The sequence below is a fragment of the Thauera sp. DNT-1 genome, from assembly GCF_055393985.1.
This window is the reverse complement of record NZ_AP043752.1, coordinates 3,406,624-3,433,108: the sequence shown is the minus strand read 5'-3', so window position 1 is coordinate 3,433,108 and position 26,485 is coordinate 3,406,624. Positions and strand designations below refer to the sequence as shown.

Below are 26,485 nucleotides of genomic sequence, written 5' to 3'. Positions count from 1 at the left end.
CACACGCGGCTGACTTCAGCCCGCGAACAGGCTTCGACCGCCGCAGACGTAAAGCACCTGACCGGTGACGAACCCGCTGTCGTCGTCGGCGAGGAAGAGCAGCGTGTTGGCGATGTCGTCCGGCTCGCCGAGCTTGCCGGTAGGCTGCCGCGCAAGCAGGAACTGCCGATCCTTCTCGGGCAGCTCGTCCCACATCGGCGTATGGATCAAGCCCGGCGCGAGGCAATTGACGGTGATCCCGGCACGGCCCAGCTCGATCGCGAGCGCGCGCGTCATCCCGACGACGCCGGCCTTGGCCGACGAGTAGGGCGTCTGGCCTGCCCCGCCGAGCCATGCGCGCGAGGCGATGTTGACGATGCGCCCGTGCTTGTTCTCGACCATATGCCCATGCACGGCCTGGGTGCAGAGGAAGGTGCCCTTCAGATTGACGTCGACCGTGATGTCCCAGTCCGCCTCGCTGAGCTTGCGCAGCGCGCCCGCCCGCTCCAGGCCGGCGTTGTTCACCAGGATGTCGATCCGCCCGAAGGTGGAAACGACCTGCCGGACCATTCCATCGACCGCCGCCTTGTTGCTGATGTCGGCGACCGTACCGAGCACGCGGTGCCCCAATCGGGCGAACTCATCGACCGTCGCGCCCACCTTCTCCGCGTCGATGTCGTTGATGACGACCGCCGCCCCGTGCTCGGCGAAGCGCAGCGCCGTCTGCTTGCCCATGCCGCTCGCCGAACCGGTGATCAGCGCGACCCTGTGTTGAATTCCCATTGCCGCCTCCGTGATCAAATCGACATCGAAAAGTACGCGCTCTTGCCGCCGCAGACGAAAAGCGTCTGCCCGGTGACGTACTTCGAGCTGCCGGCCGTGAGAAAGCCGACCGCATTGGCCACGTCGGCGGGCGTGCCCAGGCGCTTGACCGGAATGCCGCCGGCGAGCTTTTCCTTGTCGGCAGCAGGTGTCGAGTCGTTGTCGAGGTCGCCCATGACGATCGTGTTTACCGTGACGCCGTCACGCGCCGATTCGAGCGCGAGGGCGCGTGTGAGCCCGAACAGGCCCGAGCGCGCGGCCGCGACGCTGGAGGTATCGGCGAGCCCGAGGTAACGCAGGTCGCTCAGGCATACCACACGCCCGAAGCCTCCCTCGCGCATCCCCGGAACGACCTCGCGCAGATAGTGGAACGGAGCCGCGAGGCCCGCATCGAGCGCGGCACCGACATCGGCGTCCGAAATTTCCTGCAGCGGTTTGCCCGTCAACGCGCTTTCGTTATGCACCAGGATGTCGATCCGCCCGAAGTGCGCCTTCACCTGCGCAACACTGTCACGGATCGCACCCGGCGCCACCGCGGCCACGACCGCCGCCATCACCGTCGCGCCTTTCTCGGTCAGCCGCGACGCGAGCTTGTCGAGCCGGCCGGCGTCCCCACCAACCAGCGCGAGTTGCGCGCCGGTCTCGGCGAGCCGCAGCGCAACCGCCTCGCCGACGGGATCGTCGGCATTGACGATCAGCGCCACCGTTTCCTTGCCGTTGGATTTCATCACTTCCCCCTCGGTTACCAGCCGCTCACCAGCATGTGCATCGTGCACGCCGCGTGCTCCGTGCCCGACAATCCGCCACCCGTCACGTGCGTCATCGCCACCCGCGGCACCGGGTCGACCTGGTAGCCGGGGCACTGATTGCGCATCTGCTTGACGCTGGCGGCGATCTGCGCCGCACCCGAGGCGCCGATGGGATGACCGTACGAGAGCATGCCGCCGCGCGGGCTGACCACACACTTGCCACCATGCGTCGCGTTGCCGTCGCGCAGGAACTTCAGCCCTTCACCCTTCGGGCACAGGCCGAGGCATTCGTAGTACAACAGTTCGGCGATCGTGAAGGCATCGTGCAGTTCGACGATATTCACGTCCCCGGGTCCGATACCCGACTCCTCGTAGAGCTGGGCTGCGGTCTCCTCGGTGATGTCGTCGCCGGTGATGTCCCGCGGCCGGTTGTGATACGGACCGGAGCGAACGACCGAGCCAGCGACGAGGATCGGCTTCTGGATGCCGAGCTTCTTGACCATCTGCTCCGAGCACACCACGACCGCGCCAGCGCCGTCGGCAATCCCGCAGCATTGCTGCAATGTCAGCGGCGAGGCGACGACGCGTGAATTGACCACCTCCTCGACCGAAATCTCGCCCTTGAACCATGCAAAGGGATTATTGGTGGCATGCCGACGGTTCTTCACCGTGATCATCGCCAGATCCTCGGCGGTGGCGCCGGTCTCGTACATGTAGCGCTGGGCGCGCATCGCGTACTTGCCGGTCATCACCGCGCCATGCACCGTCTCGATGTCCGACATCGCAGTAGCGAACGCGGTGCCCTGCGCCATGTGCAGCGTATGGTTCTCGCAGCCGATGCCGATCGCCACGTCGGCAAGCCCCATCGCGACATCACGCACGGCCATGTGAACCGCCATGCCGCCCGCCGAACACGCACTCTCGACGTTGATGATCGGCAGATGACCGCACATGCCCAGATCCTTGAGCACGGTCTGACCGATGACCATGCCGTTGGTCCCGTTGCCGACATAGGCGCTCTGCACCATGGTCGGCCGGTCGATGTTTGACGCTCTCAACGCTTCCAGCGCCGCAGCCCGGCCAAGGACGTCGAAGTCGACGTCATGTCTTCCGAATTTCGTCTCGCCAACCCCGGCGATATAGACCTTGCGCTCCAATTTCATTTCTTTGTCACTCGCCGAGGGTTAGATCTTGCGGAATTTGTAGCTGATCAGCGGAACACCATCGCGGTTTTCGCGAACGGGTCCGACTGTAAGCTCAACCGTTTCGTCGCAGCGGAAGCTGCCGGGCTCGCCCTCCAGCTGCGCAAATATCCGCAAATCTTCCGGCAGGTCGATATAGCCGAAGGAATAGGGCGTCTTCATGCCCGCCTGACCGATGAAGTTGTCACTAAAGCTGTAGAGCTTGCCGCGGCGGCTGAGCGGCACGACATCGAACTCCTCGCCCCAGCAGCTCGGGCAGGGGCTCAACTTCGGAAAGTCCAGCTGCCCGCAGCACTTGCAGCGATAACCCTTCAGATACGGCGCGCTACCGTCGGCAGGCACCTCCAGCAGGTCCGGATGGAAGAACGTGATATCCGGCTTCTTTTCCGGCTTCTTGGTCGGTTTTTGATCTGACATGACACCTCCGCAGGAATTGTTTCGTGTTCGACCTGGAGTCATTAGAGCGCGCGTGCCGACACGCAACAATTGGTCGGAACACCTAAGGGATAAGAACAATCCCTGCCCCCGAAACACCGCGCAAACCCGTGCACCGATCTTCGCGCTCCCGCCAAGTTCGCCGAAAACGAGGCCCCGACTCCTTTCAAAACCGAAGGTTGGCGTCATCGCCGTCGAGCACTTGTCCCGCCCGCTGGCGGAGCCCCATTGCAGGCATGCCCCCAGAGCGCTCCGCTGCAGACATGCCTGCCGGGATCGCTGCCTTGGGGTACGTCAAGCTCGTGGAAGTCGGTCGGGGCAAGGCCGCGCAGTGGCGCCGGCGCAGGAAGGAAACGGAGGCGCTGATGGCGCCCGGGGGGCAGAACTGGCGCGTTACCGGCGATCCGGTGGAGCCCTTCGCTGCCCTGCTGCCATCTCATCGATACGGCATCCCGATGATCCCCAGCCACCGGCTTCCTCGCCACCGGCAAGCGTACGACCCATACTCACCGCAGCCGCCAAGTCGATCGATGTCGTACCCGGAAATGGCGCAATCGTGACCGGTCCGGCACAGTCGAAACTCCACGCTTGACCGTACAGCACACCGATCACGATCGTGCGAATGCGCGGCGAGCCTTGCCGCCATCGACCGCCAGCGTTCGGCCCGCGCATTACCCATTTCGCGGCGAGCCTGGCGCCGACTTCAGGTGCCGCATGCGTTCCAGCCGGGCCAGCTCAAGGACTGCCGCACGGGAGTCGGGAACCAAGCCTCCACCTCCATGCCTGCCCTCCACCTGCGGCCGGCGCCAGCCGGCCAGGGCGCCCCCCGCCTGCCGTCACGGCGCCGGCCTTCCATGACGCACTTCCAAGCCCGGACTGAATGCCTGCGCGATCGTCAATCTCCCCCGCGCAGGTTCTGCACGGCGAAAAGCGAAGGCGGATTGAGAGCGGAGTCCGTAATCATCCTCAGCTGCAATGTCGTGCAGTGCTGTGCTTGAACATCGAACATCGAAGCCCCGGTGTAAATAGCGATCCCGGCATTCTTGTTGGCGGGTGCATGGAACGCCGAGTCGCTAAAACTGACCGTCCACACTTTCCAAAGCTCGCCCTTGCGATCATAAATCAGCAACATAGGCAAAACCGAGGTCTCCGCGTCCATGTAAATTACGCGCTTCCCGATCGGACTGGCCTTGTTTGTCGGCGTCCCCTCCAGCACATGGACGGTGCGCAGCGACCACGGCACATTCATGAAGCAATTGCTTTTCCCGCCAAACGTGATCTGACCATAACCATCGGAATCCTTCTCCTCGTTGCCTTTCCACTCGCTGTGGCGATAAACGGGCAACAGCGCATTCCTTGTTTCGACGTACTTCCACTCCATGTCGAGAACACGCCCGTTGTAGCCTTCGAAATCCTCGATCATTAGATCCGAGCCGAGAAACGAATCCGTGGTTTGTCCGGTCGCCAAACGCCGGACACGACGCTGAAAGCCCAGGTAAAGATACGAATCATCGAGCTTTGTGTCATCGTCGTAGCGGTGAATCAGCAGCTGCGTATTCTTCAAATCGTTTGGCGCGAGCACCTTGAGATATATCCCCCGATAGATATCCGATGGATTCGGTTCGATATTCGGCATGGGATCCTGCGTCACACGATGCTTGAAATTTATAAAGTGAAAATCGAAATCGATCTTGCGCTCGACCTTCCCGCTCTTCGCGTCCCTATAGGTCCAGATGAACGGATAAATACGCCCACTGTCGCCGACGATCTGCGCATACTTGAAGTTGAACGCCAGCTTCTCTCCTGCTCTCGGATCGCCTCCATCGGGCTTTTCAGGAAATGGCCGACCAGCCACATAGCCTTCCAACGTACCGGAATTGCTACCCAGCTTCACCTTTCCAGAATGCTCACGCGTTGCCGCAATGTAATTTGGGTGAAGCGGAATTGGGTGAGTATCCTCGACCACAATCTCCATGTCGCCCTGACCGATCATCTTGCCAATCTCTTGATCCAGAACACCCTTGAACTGCCCGACGTTAGCTTTATTGATTGCCACACCAGCCGTGACCCCAGGAGCAGTCGGCACCTTGCTCTTGTACGGATTGAACGAATTTTCAATTTCTGCGTCGCTCGCCGCATACGCCACGTTCATGCCGGCCATGAGAGAAACCACCAGCAGCGCCACCTTGGTCATTTTCATTTCAATATCTCCTCGATCGAATCAGAACTTATAGATCAACTTGAAATAGATGTCGTCTTCCCGGAACGCAGCACCAATCGGTCCGGCACGGAAACGACCGAGCGGTTCGAGCCCCCCCAGTCCTGCCGACTGCCCGACCGCTTGGCCAGGGAAGTAGGTATTCGTGAATGGCTCATAGGGTGCGTTGGAACGCGTATCGTCGAACTTGTAGCGATCATCTCCGTTTGAGGTCTTGTAATTCGCACCAACGGTCAACTTCAGATCATTTGTGACGATCCATTCAACCTGCGGCGCCAGAACAGAGGCCTTCGCCCTGAAATCGCGAACAAGAATGAGCTGCGGGCTAACCCTGCCATTCATCAAAGACCCCTTGATGAGCAGAGTGCCAATAAAGTTATCCTTCCAGTCCGGAATGCCAACCTTGCCCAACGGTCCGTCTTTGCTCTCGTGATCGAATATGTGCTGATAGAAAAGCTGCCCCGAAATCAAGGTGGCGGATTTTTCGCTGATCAAGGGAATGAACGTCGGCCGATCCACTCCGATCACCGACCTGAACACACGGTTCTCAGAATAAAGTTTCTCCCGCGCCGTATTGACGAACTCTTCGCCTTCAGTGAGCGCCATCTCAACCCGCACCGCCGCTGCAGCATCGGGAATCTGAAAGTCCATCGAGCCACCGATCAGGTTGACTCGTGGGAAATGCATATCGAAGGCGATCAGATTCTTGACCGGCACGCCGGAGCTGTTCCCGTTTCCGCCCGTGAATGGATTAACAGTGCCGCTGCCGTTAATGGAATGCAGACTCGGCAACTGAGAGCGATAGGTCAGCGCGTTCAACGAGAAGGCAAACCCATTCTGGGTCACACCCTCATATTTGACCCCGAGCTGCGTATTATCAAGAGACCAGTCGGGGAGGTTGACATTGCGAATACCAATCTGTTGAGGGCCGAAATCCGTGGCAACCGTTCCATTCCCGGCAAAGTTGGCGACTGTACCGCCGTTATCCCATAGGTTTGCCATCCCCCGGAAGAAGCAACCGGCATCGAGAATCACGTTCGGCTGACCGCACTGACCGAGATTGTTGGCCCGGAACTTGTCGAAGTTCCACACCACCTGAAGGTTTCGATCCTGCATCGACTCGCTCGCACCCATACGGTATTCGGCCTGTACCATCCACATCGGAATGCGGATGTCGGCGAGCTCATCGTAGATATTGTTTCGGGAGTAATCGACCGGGTTGATGACATCCAATACTCGGAATAGATCGGTCCGCCCCCAGACCACTTGCTGCTTTCCAAGCTTCAAGAAAAGTTCGTTGCCATTCTCCAAATGCAATACCTTCCTTGCGTAGGCTTCACGGATGAAATCGAGACGATCGTTGAACTCGGGCAGTTCCAACTCGCTACGTTTCAAATCCCCGTATCCACCAAAGTCACGACAGCCTCGCTTGTCCGTATCGCAGGGACGGACGGGCACGCCGAATGCGACCCCACCCTCGGTATGGTGCCAGCGGTCGCCCAACACACGCATGCCTTCATTCGGATTCCTGGTCAGATCAAAACCGAAAGCATTGGTCGACGGCAGACCGAACGCTTGCCCGATCGGGTTGTTGACACCGCCGCCCCAGGGAACCTGCGACTGATTCAGCGGCGTCCCGGCATTTGTTGGCACCGGAGGCAGACCGGGGCCGGCGACATTCTCGATCGTGACCGGCCCCCCGGCCCCCCTGCCGTAGTCGCCACTATTCATGCGATAGACACCATCCCAGCTCCCGCGCAGGATGCCGTGCGCCACCCAGCCGTCAGCCATCTCCTTGTTAAATTCCGCCTGCATGGTGTTGCGGAATTTGGCCAGGCCGACATTCTGGCGATTTACCGTATGGTTCTCATAAGTGACATCCACCTCCCACGGGGATGCGTCTTCTCCCAATGCGGGCAAATCGCTCTTCGCTCCCGCGCTATTGGCAGTGAGCCCAAGCCATGCGGCTGCAGCCAAGAACTGCAATCTGCGTCGCTTTCTGTCAATCTTGTTCATTTTATGCCCCCTCCTCGCTGATTACGGCTTCAGTAAAAAACCGAGTTGACCGCCATCCGATGCCCCCTCTTCGAAGCGCTCCGCTTCACGACCTGCCGCTTCCTCCTCATTCTCAAGGACACCATCTTCGTCGTACTTGGTGGCGATTACGAACCTTGGCCGGAATACCACGCACCACGACGGCACAATCAGCATCGCGGCAATTGCATTTACGATGAGCATGAAAGAAAGCAGCACAGCCGCATCTGATTGGAAGCGCAGATCGGACATGAAAATCCACATCGCCACACCGGCAATCAGGGTAGCGGCGGTAAAGCTCACGGCGTAGCCCGTGGTCGCCACGGCGTTGATAACGGCCTTTTTCAGATCGCGGAGTTCGACGAATTCCTCCCGAATCCGGTCCATGAAGTAGACCGCATAGTCGATACCGACACCGACACCGACGGCGATCACCGGCACTGTATTGACATTGATACCAATATTCATCGCCCCCATGTAGGCATAGGTCATCAACGTCGAGAACAACATCGGCAGGACCATCAGCCAGCCCGCATGAGCTGAACTGTAATAGATGGTCACCAACGCAAACGCGAGGATCATCACTGCCGGGATGATGATCATGTGATCGGAGTGGAGCGCCTGATTTCCAGCGGCCGTAACGCCGAGAATACCGCCCCCCAGTTCGATATGCAGGCCCGGAACCTCCGCTTCGATCTGCTTGATCCCGTCCTCTGCCAACGCGACGATACGATCAACGGTTTCCGCCCGATGGTCCTTGTAGTAAAAGACCATGTTCGCCTCGTTCTCGTCCGAGGTTATGAACTCTTTCAGCGCACCTGGAATGGGGCTCGACGCCATATAGGCAAACATCAGCCCCCCCATTTCCTCGGCGGTGTCGGGCAACTGCATCCAGCGCGGATCGTCGTTATGGGTGAGCTTATTCACCACTCTGATCACGCCTGGAATCGCCTTGGTGCCGCCCAGTTCCGGATCTGACAGCATATGCGCCTGGAACCGCTCGATGGCTGCCATCACTTCCGGACGTTTGATTCCACCGATCTCGTCGGTGCGGGCCACGACATGCAGTTCCTCGGAGCCGGGAAAGCGCGTATTGATCGCCTTGGTCGAGAGGTTGTAATCGTGGTGCTGATGTAGCAGAGGGGAGCCTGGCTCCGACTCGCCAAGTTGGACACGGCTGATGAAGTAGGTACAACCAATCGCGCCGACGAGGGTGAGGACAAGAATGCTGCGGGCGCCGCCTTCAGTGCCCCCCGTAAGTGCCATGAAGCCTCCCAACAGCTTTCGCACACCTTGGTTATCGTTCTCGGTCTTCCTTGGCTGCGGCAGAATGGTGAGCGCGAGGGGCACCATGAAATGCACCGTGAAAATGACCGAAAAGCCCCAGAAACCCGCAGCGATACCGAGCTTGTGATTGAACGGGGCGGCACCGAGCACGAGCACTGCGATGCCGATCGCGTCGACGATGATTGCTAGCGACCCCGGCCGGAAGAGCGCATCCAGAGCATTCCGGGCAGCCAGCTTGCCGTTCTTGACGATCGCCAATTCTTCATAGTAGCGAGCGACCAGTTGCACACCGTGCGATGTCGCACGCGCGGCGATCAGGAACGGGATTGGCAAGGATAAGGGCTCGAGGTTGATGCCCATCAACGCCATGAACCCTAATCCCCATATCGTCGACAAGGCAATTCCTAATACGGGTAGCGCAATGCCGTATAAGGTGCGGAAGTAGACGATCAGCAAGACGGCCAGCAACAACATGGTCCATGCCAGGATCTCCACAATCTGCCCGACATAGGTATAGACCCAGCCGGTCAGCACCGGATTGCCAGTGACATAGATCTGGTGGCCTGCGGTGGCAATCGACTTGCGCACTTCCTGCAGTGCGCCGAAAGTCGCCGGGTAGTCGATATCAGACTCGTTCAGCTGCGCCCTGATCAGCGCCGCCTTCAGGTCCGGGGACACCAGCAGACCGTAGATAGTCGGGTTGGCGATGACGTCGTTCTTGAGCTGTTCGAGTTCCGCGACGCTCCACTCCCGCTTGGAGGGGTCGTAATAGGATTCGGATCGGAATGAACCCTGCTCGTCGAGGAAAACCTTGCGCGCCGTGCGGTGAGTCAGACTGCTAACCAGGTTGTGATTGACGCCAGGCAGACTATCGACGCCCTTGGTCGCCTCGTGAATGAGCCTGAGTGTTTCATTGTTGAAGATCGTCCCTTTTTCGACCTCGACCGCCATTATTATTACGTTGGCGCCGCCGAAGTTTTCCTTCAGCCTGTTATACACCTTGATGTAGGGATGGTTCTGCGGCAGCAGATCGGAAAAATCCGTGAAGATCCGAAGCTTGGGCAGGGCGATTCCGAAGAGCATCGTCACCGCCAAAATCAGCGACAGGACAATTTTCGGATTGCTAAAGATCCATTCCTCACCCCGATGCAGCCTGTGAGTAATGGAATGACGAAATTGGGTGACCATTTTCTCGCTCTCTCCTTCGCCTATTGGTTGTTGGCGACGCTAACGGTGCGTAGCAAGCCACGAGGACCTCCGATAACAACTGCGGAATGGCCCGGCAATGAAGCACCACCGCCCAGGAACACCGGCAGTGCGTCGGTATATGGCACGGCACGCCAGATGTTTCCGTCCAGACGAGCGATCACTCCACCGTTACCCACTCCGTAAGGCACGTCCTTGTGAAGAAACATGCGGTTCAACGAAGCCGATGTTTCGTTAACCTGTTTGCTCCACGTTTGCCCGCCATCGCGGGTGTGCACAATCTGGCCAGCGAGTCCCGACACCCATCCTTCGTTCCGGTCGCGGAAGACCGCCGCATACGGATAGAAGTCGCCCGGAAGCTTTGGCCCCTTCCTCCAAGTCGCACCGCCGTCTTCACTCGTCACCATCAGGCCGAATTCACCAAACGCTATGGCATTCCGGCCATCGATGAACTGGATGGTCGTAACCTGAGTGTCTTCGCCAAGATCGGTAATGCGCCAGGTCTTGCCCTGATCACGGCTGCCAGCGATGACGGAGTTCACACCAGCGACCCACCAGCCGCCCTGATCGTCGCAGGCGACAGCCAGCGGTGTGCGGGGCCGCTCCAGTTCGCGCGGCCGCCAATCGTTGCCATCCTTTCCTGCAAACCAAACCTTGCGGTAATGATCGATGGCGACGAAACCGCTTTCACCGCAAACGGCGATATCGATCATCGAGGCATGGCCGAGAACCTTCCGCCGCCAGGTACGCCCTTGGTCGCCGGATACCAGCACGGCACCGTTCTGTGTTCCGACCACCACCACTTGCCCGTTGGCTGCAATAGCCTGCGCCACGTCGTAACGCTGCGGCTGACGACTGCGCTCCGCGGCCAGACCGGACAGGTCCGGCCCTTGGCTGCAGGCGACCATCTGCAGGCACAGCACCGAAGCACCGACTCTCTTCAAACACGCAAACGTCATCCTTGTCTCCCGCTTTCCCAGACCCTCGCGGCCCGCCATTCGAGGCACGCCCGTCTACCACCTGAACCAAACCAATTGACCTCGCGCATCCAGGATGCGAACTCGCGCGTCACCAACGGAAGCAGCGCGAGGACCGCTTGGTCAATGGGAATATGGTTTTACGTTTCGCATCGCTGAAGAAGCCGTATCCGGGATACCGGCTCGGCATTTTTTCCGGCTTTCCGGAACTACTGCACGTCGAGTTGCACAGGGCATAGCTTTCACATCAACAGAATGAACAACCAACGCAGGTCACCTCTCCTCGCCATTCTCGTATCGGCTGGCTTGCATTAACGTCTCTGCGCGAAACGAAGAAAGTGCATTGACTTTAGTTCGCCGAGCAAGCGCTTTGGTGAGGTCCGACGAGTTGCCGGCATGACGCCGCCTACTGCTTAACAGCGCGTTAGCCATGGTTTGCGCGGGATTGGTTTTTGACTAAATGGCAGCAGCTACACAAGTACGCCAAAGATCACCGCGTAGTGTCTATGCCAGGCAACCTTCGAGCTTTGCGCAGCGAACTGACGATGGCTGCAGGCTAGGGGGCTTGCACCACCGCGACAAGTGGTGCTATTAACCCGGCCCTTAAATACGCTCACTGCGCAGCATATGCAGCGGCCGGGTGCTCGAAGTAGGACCGGACACGCTCGGGGAGCGATGCGATGCGGTCCATGATGGCGTGGGCCTTCTTCAAGAGCTGCGAATCATCGCGGCTGGGAGGCTCCAGGCGCAGGGCGGTCTTGAAGTCGTGGTTCAGGTATTCGTCCGGATTGGACTCGGGCGCATAGGGCGGCAAGTAGAACAACTCGATCTGCGCACGACGCGGCTCGACCCAGGCCTGGACGAGCTTGGCGTGATGCACCCTCAGGTTATCGACGATCAGGAACACCTTGCTCGCCGCACTGGCGATCAGTCGGTCGAGGAACTCGATAAAGCGTTCTGCGTTGATCGTGCCCTCGACGATCTGGAAAGCGATCTCGCCCCGATTGGTGATGGCCGAGATCATCGACAGCTTGGCCCAGCGGGCCGACGCCTCGAGCACCGGCGTGCGACCGGCCGGCGCAAAGCCTCGAATCCAGTTCGTGTCTTCCTTGACGGCCGTTTCGTCGGCCCAGTAGATGACCGCGCCCTCGGCCTTGGCGCGCGCGGCAATGGCAGGGTAACGCTCGCGCAGCCAAGCCTGGACCAGATCGTTACGCTGCTCCATCGCTTTTTTGACCGGGCGCTGAGCGGTGTAGCCCCAGCGCTTCAGGTACTTGCCTACGAGACGATCGGACAACTGCAGTCCGAATTGTTGCTCCACCAAGGCCTGGATCGCCCGCCGGGTCCACAGGGCGAAAGGCAAGCTCAACTGCTCGGGCACCGCGCCCACGATGCGCTGGCGCACCCACACTTCCTGCGCCATCGTCAGTTTCCGGCAGGCCCCATAGGGCCGGCCTCGCGTCTTCTCGACCAGCGCCCCGACACCGTCCGTGCGCGCTTTCCTCAGCCACGCCTGCACCGTGCGCACATGGACGCCGGCGATCTTCGCCAACTCCACGCCGTTCATTCCAGACTGCGTATTCAGGCGCAGCACCATCTTGCGCAGCGTCTCGCGCCCTTCAGGACCCAGCTTGCGTGCATCGATCTTTTCCATGCACACATTATAGAGAAAACAGTTTATTTAAGGGCCGGGTTAATAACACTCAAACGCCTAGGGGCAGCCCTACAGACGAAGCGCGGGTGTTGCTGCAGAATCTCCAAGGCGCCTGATCGCCTGCTGTCCTGAGCAAGCTCACCCAAGCCAGCCATTCATGCCGACTACGATGATCATGTCTTCCACTTGCACAGCTGCTTTGCGAGGCCTTTCGAGTCTCGTTAGCCCTTTTGTGGGCACAGCGGATGGATGCTGGCCATCAACTCGTCAAAGCGGGCCGTGCGAGATCGATGTTGGTCAACCGGGTCCGCGTAGCCCCCGAGACGATGTGCGTCGCACCGCTTCCGCAGTGCGCGTCCTCGCACGCAAGCCCGCGCTTGACGAGGCAAAAGGCCTGCTCGACCCGAGCGAGGACCGTGCGCGTACTTGGGCTGTTGCGCTTGCTCGTTTCGCTGACCGGATGCCGCCTGCGGACGATGAGCGAGACACCCCACAACAAGCCCGCTTTTCGGGCCTGTCGTGTGATGATGTTGCTCACGTAGCCCTTGTTGCCGAACGTGGCCGGGTCATCATGGTGCAGCGGTGGCAGCAGCTGGCCGCGTTGTTCGTGCGTGCCGTCGATGATGTTCATCATGTGCCCGGTGAGCGCGTGCTTCTCGAGCAGGTGCCGGAACTTGAGGATGGCCGTCTCCCCGGACGGTACGCCGTGGGTCGGGTCCATCCCAGCAAGGCGGCGCATCGCCCCGACTTCGCTGTGAGCATCCTCCATCGCCGGGTCGAGCGACGCATGGCACTGCTGCATCAAGCACATCCGCCACATCATCGGACGCCAGCTTTTTCACAAGACGCAGCTTGCCGGCAAAGAGGAGAAAAACCACATGAGCGGATACCTACCAAAGGAGCGCAAGATGCACGGGGATAACACAAGCGACTCCGCCGCCGGGTACGAAGTCATATTCCGCAACACGCCCTTGGCGATCTGCCACTTGCGGAACCGCATTTTCGTCCGCTGCAATACGCGACTTGAAGAGTTGTTCGGCTATTCGAGAGGCGAGCTAGACAATCGGTCTGTACGGCTGCTGTATCCAACCGAAGACTCATTCCAGATAATCGAAGACACATACGGTCATTTCTTCGAACGCCACGAAACCTTTAAAGACGAGCGCCCGTTTATTCGTAAGGATGGCTCTGTCGTTTGGTGTATCGTGACCGGTGCGCTGCTTGACCCTTCCAGGCCACGGCTCGGATCGATTTGGGTAATTCAGGACATATCCGAACACAAGCGCATAGAGGACAATCTGAAGGCCAGCGTCGAAAAACTTGAAATCCTGGTCCACCAACGAACACTCGAGCTACACAAGCATGTCAAGGAGCTCGAGCAGGAAGTTGCAACGCGGAAGCTAGCGGAAGATGCTGCGAACGAGAACCGGGAAAAATACGAGAAACTTTTTCATATGCTCCCCATCGGAATTTCGATCACCTCCGATAGCGGCATGATTCTCGAAGCCAACTACCAGTTCAACGAAATTATCGGCGCTCCTAAAACACCTCCCGCAACATGGCAACAACTGCCTCAACGATTCTCTCTCAGCGACGGAACGGGGGTATCGAAGAGACGATTGCCTTGGCGGATCCACGACCTCCAAAGAGATTCACTCAGAAATATCGAGATCGGGATGCAAGACGAGGAGAGCCACAAGGTTCGGTGGTTGAGCGTCAGCTCATCGTTACTGGAGCTCAAGAACGAGAAGATGGTCGTGGCGGCATTCACCGACATCACGTATCGCAAGCGGATCGAGAAACTGGAGAGGTTGCGCCACGCGGAACTCACCCGCCTTGGGCGTATCGACGCGATGGCGGGGATGGCTGCAGCACTCGCACATCAAATGGGCCAGCCCTTGGTTTCAGCAGTCAATTACCTTCAGGGCTGCCGACTGCGGCTTGAACATGTGGAGGGCACTGCGGAGATTTCTCGATCGCTGGAGCTTGCGACAACCCACCTCGACCAGGCTGGCGAGATTCTAAGGCGGATCAAGGATTTCGTCTGCAAGCACAAACCCGAAAAAGTTCCCGAGAACATCAACGAAGTCATTCAGGACACGCTTTCATTTCTTAGTTTCGAAATTCATCGATTCAAGGTTGAAATTCAGCTCCAGCTGATGGCTTCGCCTCCGCTTGCCCCTCTCTGCAAGATTGAAATCCAGCAGGTTCTTTTCAATCTGATCAAGAATGGAATCGAAGCAATGTCTGAAATGGAGCCACCTTCTCGGATACTTACAATCGGAAACGAAGTTATCGCTGAAGGACGATTGATGAAGGTATTCGTCCAAGACCATGGCGCTGGCCTCGAGCGAAAGACGGCCAAGCGCGTCTTCGAGCCCTACTTCACAACCAAACCGGACGGACTCGGGATTGGGCTGGCAATCTGCCGATCGATTATCGAATCACACGGCGGCGAACTTTCGTTTTCGAAGACAGAGCAACGCGGATCACGATTCCAGTTCACCTTGCCAATGTAATTGACGTTCATGAATTATTCCTGCAGTAGCACTTGACAGCGCAAGAAGGAGAGTCTCATGCAACCCACAACGATCGAAAGTACGCCAACAGTATTTGTCGTCGACGACGAGGCGTCGGTCAGAGACTCGCTCGCTTGGCTCCTCAATTCGATCTCCCTGAATGTTCGGACATTCGAATCCGCGAGAGATTTTCTTGACGCCAACGTTTCCTGTCTTTACGGCTGCCTTATTCTCGATGTTCGAATGCAGAACGTAAGTGGATTGCAGTTGCAACAGGCACTGTACGAAAGGAACTTCAAGCTCCCGATAATTTTCCTTTCAGCCTACGGCGACGCCCAGATGGGCGCACAGGCAGTCAAGAGAGGCGCCTTCGACTTCCTTCAAAAACCTTACCGCAATCAGGATCTACTCGATGCGGTGAACGCCGCACTCGCGGCATGCAAAGAGGCGAGAGATAAGCAAAGTGAAAAACAAAAACACCTCGACCTTCTTTCAACATTGTCACAACGGGAATTGGAAATCCTTGAAAAGGTCGTTGCCGGAAACAGCAGCAAAGAAATTGCCAGATTACTGGACATCAGTTACAAGACCGTTGAAGCACACCGAGGGCGCATCATGAGCAAGCTTGGATTAAGATCCACCGGCGATCTGATTCATTTCACGATCCGTAACAGCAGTCATTGCGGCGACTGCGAATGGAGCTTTAATACCGGATCGAAATCACGTCTTCCTGCACCTGGGAAGTGCCCCTCCAGATCAGAATGAGTTTTGCATAAGAAGACCGTAGAGGCCGAGGGCCAAAGCGAAATATCGAAAGAGGAAAACACGGACAGACGATGGCGTGTTAGCACTCCTCGAACAACTGGCGCAATTCGGCCTGTTTTCACGCCGCTGCGATACGCTCCTGCAGCGAGCTGGTGCCCACGGCCTCGACGAAGGCGTTGATCGTGTCGAGCATGAAGTAGCGGGCCCGTTGCCGGCGGGCACGATTCTCCCCCCCCCTGGAAGGCACCGAGCTGGTGCTGCGCCTCCGGGCGTGCGTGTCTCGTTGCACGCCTCGAGCATCTCGATGAGTCCTTGCTCTTCGAGGAGCCCCGGGCGGTGCTGGAGATCGTCGCAGTGCTCAAGATTGCGCAGCTCCTCGACCGAACACTTCCCATCGATGAAGATCTGCACTCGCCGAATCCGCGCGCTCAGTTCGCCGGACCGGTGGGCGATTTCGGCGTGACCCTTGCCCGTCTTCGCAAGAATCACTGCCATGCGCACTCCCTGCGGGGCCTGGAGCCACCCCGCCTCCAGTCAGAACCGTCAGGGAATATTACGCCAGGAAGCGGGGTCCGATGCGCTCGTCATCCTTGCTCCGGCATGCTGTGCCACCAGATGTCGCAACGCCTGCACAAGCCGCCGTCGAACTCCGCCTCGAGCACGCCGTCGAGTACCATCCGCGGCAGCGGATCGCCCGGCTTGCGCGCGACCAGGTTGGTGCCGGTGGATTGCGCCCAGATCCGGAACAGCTCCTCCGAGGCCACCTGGTAGGTGACGTGCCAATGGGCGATGCCACCGGCCGGGGTGGCGGCGAGGATCTCGTAGCGCACCCGCACGTCCTCCTGCAACTTCACGCGCTGCCAGTAGGCGGCGAGTTGCGCGTGACCGCGCTGCACCGCGAAGGGCGTGTTGTGGTACTCGCCGTCCGCCACGAACAAGGCGCAAAACTGCGCGTCGTCGCGCTCTTCCCAGGCTTTCCGGTATCCCTGCATGAATTGTTCGATGTCCATTCTTTCACCCTCCTCCATCTCTTGTTATCGTCCACCGACCGGCCGCAGCAGTATAGGCGCCAAGGCGCCGACAGGCGTGGGTGCGGACACACAGGCAACGACCAACGATACGGACCATAGGCGGCAGACATGCTCGGAAACAGCGAACGGGAACGGGTGCACACGCGGCGCATCGTGTGCGAGGCCTTTCGGCGCCGGGACGGGCTGTGGGAAATCGAGGCGACCGTGATCGACGAGAAGGGCGAGGACATGCCCTTCCGCTCACGCCCGCTGGTGCGCCCCGGCGAAACGCTCCATCACATCTCGATCGCGGTGCTGATCGACGACGACGCGGTGATCCACGACGTGGACACGAGCATGCGGACCGTACCGTGGGCCGCCTGTCCGGAAAGCCGGGCGGCCTACCGCCGGCTGATCGGACTGAAGGTCGGCACGGGGTTCTTGCGCGAGGCGCGCGAGCGAGTCGGTGGCGTCGAGGGCTGCTCCCACCTCACCGACCTGCTGGTCCAGATCGGCAACACCTACACCCAGGCGATCTGGCCCACGCTGATCACCCGCCAGTTCGCCGCCGAGCCGGACCCGCGCAAATGGACCGACAGCCGTGCGGTCGCGTTTGTCGGCGGCTGTGCGGCCTGGCGGCGCGATGGCGACACACTGCGGCAGGAATATCCCGAGCTTGTGGAGGAGGAGTCCGCGGAGATGCGAAACACGCGCTGAACGGTGATACCGCGGCGCGCATCGCGCGACCGGTGCGGCTCAAACCCTCAGGTCGACGATCTGCCCAGGCTGGACGGAGAGCGCTGGCCGGACCGCGGCTGCGGGCGTATACAGACTCGCGCCTTGTCCAGTTGCGGATTGCAGGGGCACGAGAGGCCGGCTGGAGTCCTGCGTCGTAGCACCCCGGGAGGGGGCCGCCCCGTTCGCATCGGCGATGCGACCCAGCGCTGCCGACAGCGCCCGGGTCGCGCGGTCCATGCCGCGCATCGCGCCGACCGCCTGCTTGCCGATCTCCGCGCGCGTACGCGCCTGTCCTGCCTGGGTCTGGAGTTCGTCGGCACGGCGCTGGGCATCGTCCGCCGCGTCGCGCGCGCCTGCGGCCTCGGCCGAGAGCGCGGCCGCCTTGGCCTCGAGCTGTTCGGCGCCGCGCTGCGCCTGCTCGCGCGACAGTTGCCCGCCGAGCCAGGAGGCAGTGGGGGCGGATGAACCCAGTCCAGGGATGGACATGATGATCTGTGCTCAGTGCTCGGCCGCCGTGCCCGGCCCTTGTCGAGGCCGAACCCTGCCGCAACTCAGGTGCGCAGCACGCCCGGCTCGCGCTGCCCCGGCGCCATCGATGGTTCGGGCTGGTTCGGGCGCGCAGCGGCATTGTTGGCGCCGACCTGCGACATCGCCTCGTAGGAGGCCAGCGCACGCTGCGCGGAGTAATTGTTGCGCACGTCGCCATCGGCTGCAGCCGCACGCGCCTGCTCGATCGCGCGCGCCTCGACCGTGCCGTCCTGGGCCGGGGGCGGCGACTGCGCCGCACCTTCGGCACGCGCTGCCGCGCTCAGCGTGACCACCGCGCTCGGCGGCACGACCTGGCTCGCCGAGGCAGCGCGTGCCGCAGGGTCCTGCGCGCGCGCCGCCTGCTGCTCGCCCTCGACGGCCTGCGCCTGACGCGGCTCGCTCGGCCGCATGAGCTCGCGGGTAACGGAGGAATTCATTGCAGGGGACACGGCTTCCATGACGCTCGCCTCGCTGATCGTTCTTCAATCGTTCCGGTGCGCCCGACCCGGCAACCGCGGAAGGCACCGCGGATCGATCCGACGCTCCTGCAGCGGATGTTCTCACGAACCCTTCGACTGCAGCCGTGGTGCAGTTCACGACCGACGGGCAAATTGCCCACACCGGGCCGCACCGACGCACGAAGCGTCGCTGCCGTTCCCTGCAAACCCGCGGCCGGCGCGGCCCGCGACGGGAGGGCCGGCCTGCGGTCGCGCCCGCGCAGGATCAGCCCGCCAGCGCGCGCCCGATCACCCGCTTCTGGATGTCGCTCGCACCTTCGTAGATCTGGCACACACGCACGTCGCGGTAGATGCGCTCGACCGGGAAGTCGGTGACGTAGCCGTAGCCGCCATGCACCTGGATGGCATCCGAGCGCACGCGCTCGGCCATCTCGGCTTGCCGAAGCTCTCGCGCTCCTGCGCGCACTTGACCGCGGCCTCCAGCGCCGCGCGCGCCATGCCCAGGCACTGCGCGGCCATGCCGATGCGGCCGGCCTCGAGGTTCGACAGTGCCTGGGAATAGGGGCAGCTCCCCCACTCCTCCTGCCTATCCGTTCCGCATGGAATCGGCCTCGCCTGTTGCCACTTGCGTCAGAGATCCGGCGAATCCGGCCTCCGTGACCGCAGCCAAGTCCGCCCGACACGAACGGCGCGACTCACCAGAAAAGACGGTGCTGTCGGGATCCATCTTTTTAGCCTTCACTATGCCTTGCTACCGGAAGGCGCCACGTCTTTAATGACACGCATCAACCCGCTGTCCGTGTGGAAACCGCGGCGAGGCCCGTTGAACGTTGCTGACTCACCCACAAGACCCAAGGAGAGATCGATGAATCGAAACTGGACGGGTTTCAAAGTGCTGGCACCTGCGCTTGCCTTGGTATCGCAGGCCGCGGCAGCGGATGTGCTGCTGACGTTAGGCGAGCAAGACTTCACCAACGGCAGCACGCCCGGTACGGCCGATTTCCTGACGGCGGGGGGCAACGAATCGGCCCCGTTCAACGGCGTGTTCAGCGGCGCCGACACCGCGAGCAACTTCTCGGCAAGCTGGACTTTCTCGTCCTACGGATCGCAGCCCACCATCCTCGGCGCGAGCCTGACGCTCGGCATCTACGACCATGAGTCCGCGGCGCCGGGGAGTCAGGTCGCGGCCTTCACGCTGAATGGCTTCGACCTGACCAGCGCGATGAGTACGCTGTTCGAAGCCGGTGGCGGGGCGCGATCGGAATACGACGTCTATACGCTGACGCTGCCGGATTCCGTCTTCGCCACGCTCGGAACCGGGACGGCCACCTTCTCCCTTGCGCTGCAGGGCCCGGGCCTGGGTCTGTTCGGTGAGACCGCATTCAACGGCGCGGCGCTCGATTTCTCGACCCTGAGGATCACGACCACCGCACAGCCACCGACGAACAACGTGCCAGAGCCGGCAACCGGTGCCTTGCTGTCGATGGCGTTGGCAGGTTTCGCCGCCACGCGCCGCAGACGAGCGCAGTAGGGCCAGCCCGCCGGTCGCGGCTGGCAGATTCAGGCGGCCCGCCCCCCCGGGGCCGGCCGCCATTCCATTTGCAGATAGACCCCTTTGTCACGGACCACACGGAATCCCAGCCGCAGGTAAAGAGATTGCGCGGGACTCTCGCGCTCGACATGCAAGCTCACCGCGCGGCCAGCCACGCGGGCTTCCTCCAGCAACTCACCCAGCAGACGGCTGCCGATGCCGCGCCCCTGCCACGCCCGCAGCAGCGCCACGTCGATCACGTGCATGCTCGGCGCCGACCGGTCGACGTAGAAGCGACCGATGGTAGCGCCACCCCACTCGACGATACTGAAAGACGCCGCCGGAAAGCTGCACCGATATTGCGCAGTCTGCAACTTGAATTGCTGGCGGAACAACGCATCCCGTTGGGCCGGCTCGAGAGGGATATTCGCGAAACCGGGCGCACGCGCTTCGACGAACAGCCTGAAGACGAAGGCTTCGTCGTTCCCGCATTCGGCCCGCAGCGCGACCTCCGGGCCTGCGCGCAGCGCAGCGGCAGGCGGCAGGCTCGCTTCGCCGTCCATCCCGGCTAGTCGCGGGACGGGAAGATGCCCTGCAGCGCGATGCAGTAGTTCACGGCGAGATAGGGCTGCATATTCGCGTGTGGTTGGCCCGCCCCCGCGGGGCCGATCGCCCCGGCGGCCAGTGGTGCGTTTCCCGCACTGCTGAAGATCACATTCCCGCTGGAGTCCTGGGCCCAGACCTTTCCGGCCGGGCTCGACTGGGTGCCCGGCGCCGCGCTGGCCATGGCTGCATGGCTGTGCTGGGGCACCTGGGCGACAGTAAGGCTGACGGTCTCGGTGCCGGCCGATTGCCCCTGCGGATGGGCTTGAGCGATGTGCATCGCGGCTCTGCCTCGCAGATCCGGCAGCGCGAAGGTGGTTCGCCCGTCGCCACCGTACATCGTGCCCAGCAGCGCAAACAGCGCCTGGTTCTGGTTGATCGGCAGCAATCGACCGTCGCAGGTCGCCCAACCCCTGGGCGCATAGCCAAAGCCGAAGGGCCGGATCTCGCCGACGAAAGGTTCACTCATGAACTTGCCTCCTCACTGATCACCAAGCCGAACCGCGGCTCCAGTGTGTGTTGAACGCTTGGCGGGCCAAGCCGCCCATCGGGCGCACGCAGGCAGATCTTGCTAGCCTCTCGGCGGATAAATCCCTTGCAGTGCAATGCAGAAGTTGAGCACCTGGAAGGGCTGGACGTTGGAGTGAGGCTGGCCCTCCCCGGCAATCCCGATCGCCCCGGGCGCCATCGCCACCGTGCCAGCGTCAGCGTAGTCCTTGCTTCCACCCAGGTCCTGCGCCCAAAAGTTGCCGCCCGGGCCCGGTTGATTGCCGTTCGCCGGATTGGCATTGGCCGCGTGACCGTGGACTGGCATCTCGCCCAGCGTCAGGGTCACGGACTCCGAACCACCGCGCTCGCCTTGGCTACGCGGCGTGAGACCACTGCCCCGGCCACTGCCCATCGCGACCGCTCCCGACAGATTGGGCAGCGCGAAGTTCGTCCTTCCGTCGCCACCGTACATGGTGCCGAGGATGGAAAACAGCGCGGTGTTCTGCGCGATGGGAAGCAGTTGCCCGTTGCATTGGGCCCAACCGCGCGGCGCGAAGTTGAAGCCGAACGATCGGATTTCTCCGATGTAGGGATCGCTCATCGACATCTCTCCTTTCGGATGCGCTTCAGGGTACTGGACGGATGGTGCTCAGCTTTGCGACGGGAAGATGCCTTCCAGCGCGATGATGTAGTTGAGCACGAGGAAGGGCTGCATGTTGGCGTGGGCCTGTCCGCCCCCGGCAGTGCCGATCGCGCCGGTCGCCATCTGGCTGCCGGCCGTGGTGCTGTACGCACCGGTGTTGCCCCCTGGATCGGTGGACCAGTAGGCTGCAGCCGGCCCGACCCTGTCCGCACCCGAGTTGGCGCCAATCGCAACGTGGCTGTGACCGGGAAGCTGCGGGACACCGAGGGCGACCGTTTCGCTGCCGCCCGCCTCCCCCAGCGCCCGCGGGGTCAGGCCGGGCCCCGCACCCTGATGGACAGGAATGCGGCCCGCGAGGTTGGGCAGCGCAAAGGTGGTTTGCCCGTCACCGCCATAGGTCGTTCCGATCAGCGCGAACAAGGCGTCGTTCTGGGCGATGGGCAAAAGCTGCCCCTGACACAGCGCCCACCCGAGGGGAGCGAAATTGCCGGCGAAGGCCCGGATCTCGCCCAGAAATGGATCAGCCATGACAACCTCCGTATGCCGCGCCCCGAGGGTTGGCGCCTCACGGAAGAGTAGGCAAGGAAACCGACGCTGTCACTGCCGAAATGAGAAACTCCGTGGAATGGCGATTTGCCCCCGGTTTCCCTGCAATGCAGCCCGCTTCGCAACATCGGCAACCTGAACTCGAGCCCCGCCTGCAGCCTGTCGCCGAGGCGCACGTCGAGCCGATGCGCGCCTCGGCCTGGGCAACGCGCTGGGCGAAGGGGTCGGGTGCGGCGGACGTGCTCGGCCTTGAGCCGGCTGTACGTCAGGCCGACGACCGCTCGCGCCTTGCCGGTGCCGGTGGCCATGGCGAGGAGGCTGCGCAAACGGGGCGAGGCCGGCCTCCCCTCGCAGGAAAGGCCGGCCTCGCGGCGCCCGCGGCAAATGGCGGCCGAGGATCAGCCCGCCAGCGCGCGCCCGATCACCAGCTTCTGGATGTCGCTCGCACCTTCGTAGATCTGGCACACACGCACGTCGCGGTAGATGCGCTCGACCGGGAAGTCGGTGACGTAGCCGTAGCCGCCATGCACCTGGATGGCATCCGAGCACACGCGCTCGGCCATCTCGGAGGCGAAGAGCTTGGCCATCGAGGCTTCCTTGAGGCACGGCCGGCCGGCATCCTTGAGACTGGCGGCGTGCCACACGAGCTGGCGCGCCGCCTCGAGCTGGGTCGCCATGTCGGCGAGGCGGAAGTTGACCGCCTGGTGCTCGAAGATCGGCTTGCCGAAGCTCTCGCGCTCCTGCGCGTACTTGACCGCGGCTTCCAGCGCCGCACGCGCCATGCCGAGACACTGCGCGGCGATGCCGATGCGGCCGGCCTCGAGGTTCGACAGCGCGATCTTGTAGCCCTCGCCTTCCTTGCCGATCACGGAATCGGCGGGGATGCGGCAGTCCTCGAACAGGATCTGCGTGGTGTCCGACGCCTTCTGCCCCATCTTCTCCTCGATGCGGCCGACTTGATAACCGGACGCGTTCGCCGGCACCAGGAAGCAGGTGATGCCCTTCTTGCCGGCGGCCTTGTCGGTCACCGCGAACACGATGGCGACGTCGGCGTGCTTGCCGGTGGTGATGAACTGCTTGACGCCGTTCAACACCCACTCGTTGCCGTCGCGCACGGCCGTGGTGCGGATCGCCGAGGCGTCCGAGCCCACGTGCGGCTCGGTGAGGCAGAAGCAGCCGAGCCGCTCGCCGCGCGCGAGCGGCTTCAGCCAGGCTTCCTTCTGCGCGTCGCTGCCGAAGCGGTTGAGGATGCCGCAGGGCAGCGAGTTCTGCACGCTGACGATGGTCGAGGTGGCGCCGTCGCCGGCGGCGATCTCTTCCAGCGTCAGCACCAGGCTCATGTAGTCCATGCCGGCGCCGCCCCACTCTTCGGGCACCACCATGCCGAGCGCGCCGAGTTCGGCGAGCTCGTTCAGCGCCTCGCGCGGGAAGGTGTGGTTGCGGTCCCATTCGGCGGCGAAGGGGGCCAGGCGCTCCTGCGCGAAGGCACGCATGGAGTCGCGGATGAGTTCCTGTTCCTGGGTGAGAATCATTGCACTGCTGTCCTTGTAGAAGTCCTTGCTGGTGTGGCGCTGCGCGTCGTAGGGGCGACCCGGCGGGTCGCCCCTACCGAAACGAGGGACCTGGCAGGGTCGTCTCGCGAGCGGCCGCAGCGGTTGATCCGATTCAGCCGCAAGCCACCGACGAATCGACCTCGATCGCCATCGCGGTGGCTTCGCCGCCGCCGATGCACAGGCTGGCCACGCCGCGCTTGAGGCCGCGCTTGCGCAGCGCGCCGATCAGCGTGACCAGGATGCGCGCGCCCGAGGCGCCGATCGGGTGGCCGAGGGCGCAGGCGCCGCCGTTCACGTTGACCTTGTCGTGCGGCAGCTTCATCTCGTGCATCGCCGCCATGGTGACGACCGCGAAGGCCTCGTTGATCTCCCACAGGTCGACCTGCTCGGTGGTCCAGCCGGCCTTGGCCAGCACCTTCTGCATCGCGCCCACCGGGGCGGTGGTGAACAGCGCCGGCGCCTGCGCGTGGGTGGCATGGCCGACGATGGTGGCGACGGGCTCGAGGCCGAGCTTGTCGGCGGTGGACTTGCGCATCAGCACCAGCGCGGCGGCGCCGTCCGAAATGGAGCTCGAGTTGGCCGGGGTGACGGTACCGTCCTTCTTGAACGCGGGCTTCAGGCCCGGAATCTTGTCGATCTGCGCCTTCAGCGGCTGCTCGTCCCTGTCGACAACCACGTCGCCCTTGCGGCCGGAAACGGTCACCGGCACCACCTCCCAGGAGAAGTCGCCGTTGTTGATCGCGGCCTGCGCGCGCGTCGTCGAGGCGATGGCGAACTCGTCCTGGGCCTGGCGGGTGAAGTCGAAGTGGCCGGCGCAGTCCTCGGCGAAGGTGCCCATCAGACGGCCCTTGTTCTCCTTGGAGTAGCTGTCCTCGAGGCCGTCGAGGAACATGTGGTCGAACATCTGACCGTGGCCGAGGCGGTAGCCCGCGCGCGCCTTGGGCAGCAGGTAGGGCGCGTTGGACATCGACTCCATGCCGCCGGCGACCATGATCTCGTTGCTGCCGGCGAAGATCAGGTCGTGGGCCAGCATGGTGGCCTTCATGCCCGAGCCGCACACCTTGTTGATCGTGGTGCAGCCGGCCGACAGCGGCAGGCCGGCGCCGAGCGCGGCCTGGCGGGCGGGCGCCTGGCCCAGGCCGGCGGGCAGCACGCAGCCCATGATCACCTCCTGCACCTGCTCGGGCGAGAGGCGGGCACGCTCGACCGCCGACTTGATGGCGATGGCGCCGAGCTGCGGCGTGGTGAGGCCGGACAGGTCGCCCTGGAAACCGCCCAGCGGGGTGCGGGCGACGGAAACGATGACGACGGGATCGGACATGTGATTCTCCTGTTACGAGTGTTGATCGATTCGAATCTGCGCGGAGCTCAGTTGCCGAGCGCTTGGAGCGCCGCTGCGTAGCGCGGCATGAAATCGTCGGGGCGGCTGACGTTCATCCCCAGGTCGCGGATCAGTCCGTCCTGCAGGCCGTAGATCCAGCCATGCACGGTGACGCGCTGACCGCGCCGCCAGGCGTCCTGCACGACCACGGTCTGCGCAACGTTGGCCACCTGTTCGATGACGTTGAGTTCGCACAGGCGGTCGTGGCGCCGCTCGGGCGGGAGGCCATCGACCGCCTGCAGGTGGCGCACGTGGACGTCCTGCACGTGGCGCAGCCACAGGTCGGTGAGGCCCACGCGGGTACGTTCGAGCGCCGCCTTGACGCCGCCGCAGCCGTAATGGCCGACGACCATGATGTGCTTCACCTGCAGCACATCGACCGCGTACTGGATCACCGCCAGCGCGTTGAGGTCGGTGTGCACGATCACGTTGGCGATGTTGCGGTGGACGAAGACCTCGCCCGGCAGCAGGCCGACAATCTGGTTGGCCGGCACGCGCGAGTCGGAGCAGCCGATCCAGAGGTATTCCGGGGCCTGAAGCTGCGCCAGCTTGCCGAAGAAGCCGGGATCGAGCTGCTGCATCTGGCGCGACCACGCCTGGTTGTAGTCGAAGAGGTGGAAGAGGTTCTCGTTGTTGACCTCGTCCTCCGACCAGTTCTCCAGGTCGAGGGTCAGAAAAATCGCGCCTTCGATCGGCGAGGGGTAACAGGCGGGCACTTCCTTGAAGCCGAGCTCGCGGTAGAGCTTTACCGCGATCCGCATCGACGGGATGGTGTCGAGCAGGATGCGGCGATAGCCGAACAGGCGCGCCGCCTTGATGGCGGCGAGCGCGAGCTTGCGCCCCACGCCGCGGCCACGGAAGGCCGGATCGACGTAGAGCCGCTTCATCTCGCACACGCCCTCGGAGAAGCGGCGGATGCCCACGCAGCCGGCCGGCTTGCCATCGACCTCGGCGTAGAACAGGCGGCCGTCGGCGGCACCGTAGGCGCCCGGCAGGTTGGCGATCTCGTCGGCGAAGCCCTGGAAGCTCAGGTCCACGCCGAGCCAAGCGGCGTACTGGCGGAAAAATCCGCGCACGTGCTCGAGCTCGGTAGTGTCGTTGGCGCCGAGTGCGCACAGACGGGAGGGCATGGCAGGACTCCGGGAAGGTTCGGGAACG

The 26,485-nt window shown here is 62.3% G+C and carries 24 protein-coding genes and 1 pseudogene; 4 read left to right on the top strand and 21 right to left on the bottom strand.

Annotated features, from left to right (window positions below; all coding sequences use genetic code 11):
• Positions 1-15 precede the first annotated feature (15 nt).
• The 10 genes from ACZ5PP_RS15850 to ACZ5PP_RS15805 form a co-directional block, all read right to left on the bottom strand.
• Positions 16-780 carry an SDR family NAD(P)-dependent oxidoreductase gene (locus ACZ5PP_RS15850; RefSeq protein WP_464826263.1) on the bottom strand — a complete coding sequence of 255 codons (765 nt, stop codon included), beginning with the start codon at positions 778-780 and terminating at the stop codon, positions 16-18.
• The gene (locus ACZ5PP_RS15845; protein WP_464826262.1) at positions 777-1,529 is read right to left on the bottom strand and encodes an SDR family NAD(P)-dependent oxidoreductase; all 753 of its coding nucleotides are present in this window, start codon (positions 1,527-1,529) and stop codon (positions 777-779) included. Before ACZ5PP_RS15845 ends, ACZ5PP_RS15850 begins: the two co-directional genes overlap by 4 nt.
• A 14-nt stretch (positions 1,530-1,543) precedes the next feature.
• Positions 1,544-2,713 (bottom strand): thiolase family protein, encoded by a 1,170-nt coding sequence (locus tag ACZ5PP_RS15840; RefSeq protein ID WP_464826261.1) that lies wholly within the window; start codon positions 2,711-2,713, stop codon positions 1,544-1,546.
• Between the two features lie 21 nt (positions 2,714-2,734).
• The gene (locus ACZ5PP_RS15835; RefSeq protein ID WP_464826260.1) at positions 2,735-3,169 is read right to left on the bottom strand and encodes a Zn-ribbon domain-containing OB-fold protein; all 435 of its coding nucleotides are present in this window, start codon (positions 3,167-3,169) and stop codon (positions 2,735-2,737) included.
• 913 nt (positions 3,170-4,082) lie between these two features.
• Positions 4,083-5,387 carry a DUF1329 domain-containing protein gene (locus tag ACZ5PP_RS15830; protein WP_464826259.1) on the bottom strand — a complete coding sequence of 435 codons (1,305 nt, stop codon included), beginning with the start codon at positions 5,385-5,387 and terminating at the stop codon, positions 4,083-4,085.
• 21 nt (positions 5,388-5,408) lie between these two features.
• Positions 5,409-7,421: a DUF1302 family protein gene (locus tag ACZ5PP_RS15825; protein WP_464826258.1), complete on the bottom strand. Its 2,013-nt coding sequence runs from the start codon at positions 7,419-7,421 to the stop codon at positions 5,409-5,411.
• Between the two features lie 21 nt (positions 7,422-7,442).
• On the bottom strand, positions 7,443-9,914 hold the full coding sequence (locus tag ACZ5PP_RS15820; protein WP_464826257.1) for an efflux RND transporter permease subunit: 2,472 nt from the start codon (positions 9,912-9,914) through the stop codon (positions 7,443-7,445).
• A gap of 20 nt (positions 9,915-9,934) precedes the next feature.
• Positions 9,935-10,891, bottom strand: a complete 957-nt coding sequence (locus ACZ5PP_RS15815; protein WP_464826256.1) for a WD40/YVTN/BNR-like repeat-containing protein — start codon at positions 10,889-10,891, stop codon at positions 9,935-9,937.
• Between the two features lie 631 nt (positions 10,892-11,522).
• On the bottom strand, positions 11,523-12,563 hold the full coding sequence (locus ACZ5PP_RS15810; RefSeq protein ID WP_464825996.1) for an IS630 family transposase: 1,041 nt from the start codon (positions 12,561-12,563) through the stop codon (positions 11,523-11,525).
• A gap of 259 nt (positions 12,564-12,822) precedes the next feature.
• Positions 12,823-13,365: a transposase gene (locus ACZ5PP_RS15805; protein WP_464826255.1), complete on the bottom strand. Its 543-nt coding sequence runs from the start codon at positions 13,363-13,365 to the stop codon at positions 12,823-12,825.
• 76 nt (positions 13,366-13,441) lie between these two features.
• Here ACZ5PP_RS15805 and ACZ5PP_RS15800 point away from each other — a divergent pair, with 76 nt between their 5' ends.
• Both ACZ5PP_RS15800 and ACZ5PP_RS15795 read left to right on the top strand, forming a co-directional pair.
• The gene (locus ACZ5PP_RS15800) at positions 13,442-15,082 is read left to right on the top strand and encodes a PAS domain-containing sensor histidine kinase (protein WP_464826254.1); all 1,641 of its coding nucleotides are present in this window, start codon (positions 13,442-13,444) and stop codon (positions 15,080-15,082) included.
• 57 nt (positions 15,083-15,139) lie between these two features.
• Complete coding sequence (locus tag ACZ5PP_RS15795; RefSeq protein ID WP_464826253.1) at positions 15,140-15,847, top strand: response regulator transcription factor; 708 nt, start codon at positions 15,140-15,142, stop codon at positions 15,845-15,847.
• Positions 15,848-16,431: 584 nt separating this feature from the next.
• On the opposite strand, the gene ACZ5PP_RS15790 is transcribed toward ACZ5PP_RS15795, so the two are convergent.
• Positions 16,432-16,857 carry a nuclear transport factor 2 family protein gene (locus ACZ5PP_RS15790; protein WP_464826252.1) on the bottom strand — a complete coding sequence of 142 codons (426 nt, stop codon included), beginning with the start codon at positions 16,855-16,857 and terminating at the stop codon, positions 16,432-16,434.
• Between the two features lie 129 nt (positions 16,858-16,986).
• On the opposite strand from ACZ5PP_RS15790, the gene ACZ5PP_RS15785 reads away from it, so the two are divergent.
• Complete coding sequence (locus ACZ5PP_RS15785; protein WP_464826251.1) at positions 16,987-17,574, top strand: DUF2889 domain-containing protein; 588 nt, start codon at positions 16,987-16,989, stop codon at positions 17,572-17,574.
• A 39-nt stretch (positions 17,575-17,613) separates the two neighbouring features.
• Here the strand turns inward: ACZ5PP_RS15785 and ACZ5PP_RS15780 are convergent, their stop codons facing one another.
• From ACZ5PP_RS15780 to ACZ5PP_RS15770, 3 genes and pseudogenes are all read right to left on the bottom strand, one after another.
• Positions 17,614-18,081: a hypothetical protein gene (locus ACZ5PP_RS15780; protein WP_464826250.1), complete on the bottom strand. Its 468-nt coding sequence runs from the start codon at positions 18,079-18,081 to the stop codon at positions 17,614-17,616.
• Positions 18,082-18,146: 65 nt separating this feature from the next.
• Positions 18,147-18,560, bottom strand: coding sequence for a hypothetical protein (locus tag ACZ5PP_RS15775; RefSeq protein WP_464826249.1), 414 nt, complete (start codon positions 18,558-18,560; stop codon positions 18,147-18,149).
• Positions 18,561-18,846: 286 nt separating this feature from the next.
• Positions 18,847-19,142, bottom strand: a pseudogene (locus ACZ5PP_RS15770) (acyl-CoA dehydrogenase family protein); the annotation flags it as partial.
• 304 nt (positions 19,143-19,446) lie between these two features.
• On the opposite strand from ACZ5PP_RS15770, the gene ACZ5PP_RS15765 reads away from it, so the two are divergent.
• A complete protein-coding gene (locus ACZ5PP_RS15765; protein ID WP_464826248.1) occupies positions 19,447-20,112 on the top strand; it encodes a PEP-CTERM sorting domain-containing protein in 666 nt (221 codons plus the stop codon).
• Positions 20,113-20,141: 29 nt separating this feature from the next.
• Here ACZ5PP_RS15765 and ACZ5PP_RS15760 read toward each other — a convergent pair whose 3' ends face one another.
• The 7 genes from ACZ5PP_RS15760 to can all read right to left on the bottom strand — a co-directional run bounded on the left by ACZ5PP_RS15760 (position 20,142) and on the right by can (position 26,457).
• Positions 20,142-20,675: a GNAT family N-acetyltransferase gene (locus ACZ5PP_RS15760; RefSeq protein ID WP_464826247.1), complete on the bottom strand. Its 534-nt coding sequence runs from the start codon at positions 20,673-20,675 to the stop codon at positions 20,142-20,144.
• Positions 20,676-20,680: 5 nt separating this feature from the next.
• Positions 20,681-21,184, bottom strand: coding sequence for a phage tail protein (locus ACZ5PP_RS15755; RefSeq protein ID WP_464826246.1), 504 nt, complete (start codon positions 21,182-21,184; stop codon positions 20,681-20,683).
• A 102-nt stretch (positions 21,185-21,286) separates the two neighbouring features.
• On the bottom strand, positions 21,287-21,805 hold the full coding sequence (locus ACZ5PP_RS15750) for a phage tail protein (RefSeq protein ID WP_464826245.1): 519 nt from the start codon (positions 21,803-21,805) through the stop codon (positions 21,287-21,289).
• A gap of 48 nt (positions 21,806-21,853) precedes the next feature.
• Positions 21,854-22,375, bottom strand: coding sequence for a phage tail protein (locus ACZ5PP_RS15745; RefSeq protein WP_464826244.1), 522 nt, complete (start codon positions 22,373-22,375; stop codon positions 21,854-21,856).
• 416 nt (positions 22,376-22,791) lie between these two features.
• The gene (locus ACZ5PP_RS15740) at positions 22,792-23,925 is read right to left on the bottom strand and encodes an acyl-CoA dehydrogenase (RefSeq protein ID WP_464826243.1); all 1,134 of its coding nucleotides are present in this window, start codon (positions 23,923-23,925) and stop codon (positions 22,792-22,794) included.
• 133 nt (positions 23,926-24,058) lie between these two features.
• Entirely contained in the window at positions 24,059-25,267 is a 1,209-nt protein-coding gene (locus tag ACZ5PP_RS15735; protein WP_464826242.1) for an acetyl-CoA C-acetyltransferase, read from the bottom strand.
• Between the two features lie 47 nt (positions 25,268-25,314).
• Positions 25,315-26,457, bottom strand: coding sequence for a carbonate dehydratase (can, locus tag ACZ5PP_RS15730; RefSeq protein ID WP_464826241.1), 1,143 nt, complete (start codon positions 26,455-26,457; stop codon positions 25,315-25,317).
• Positions 26,458-26,485 lie beyond the last annotated feature (28 nt).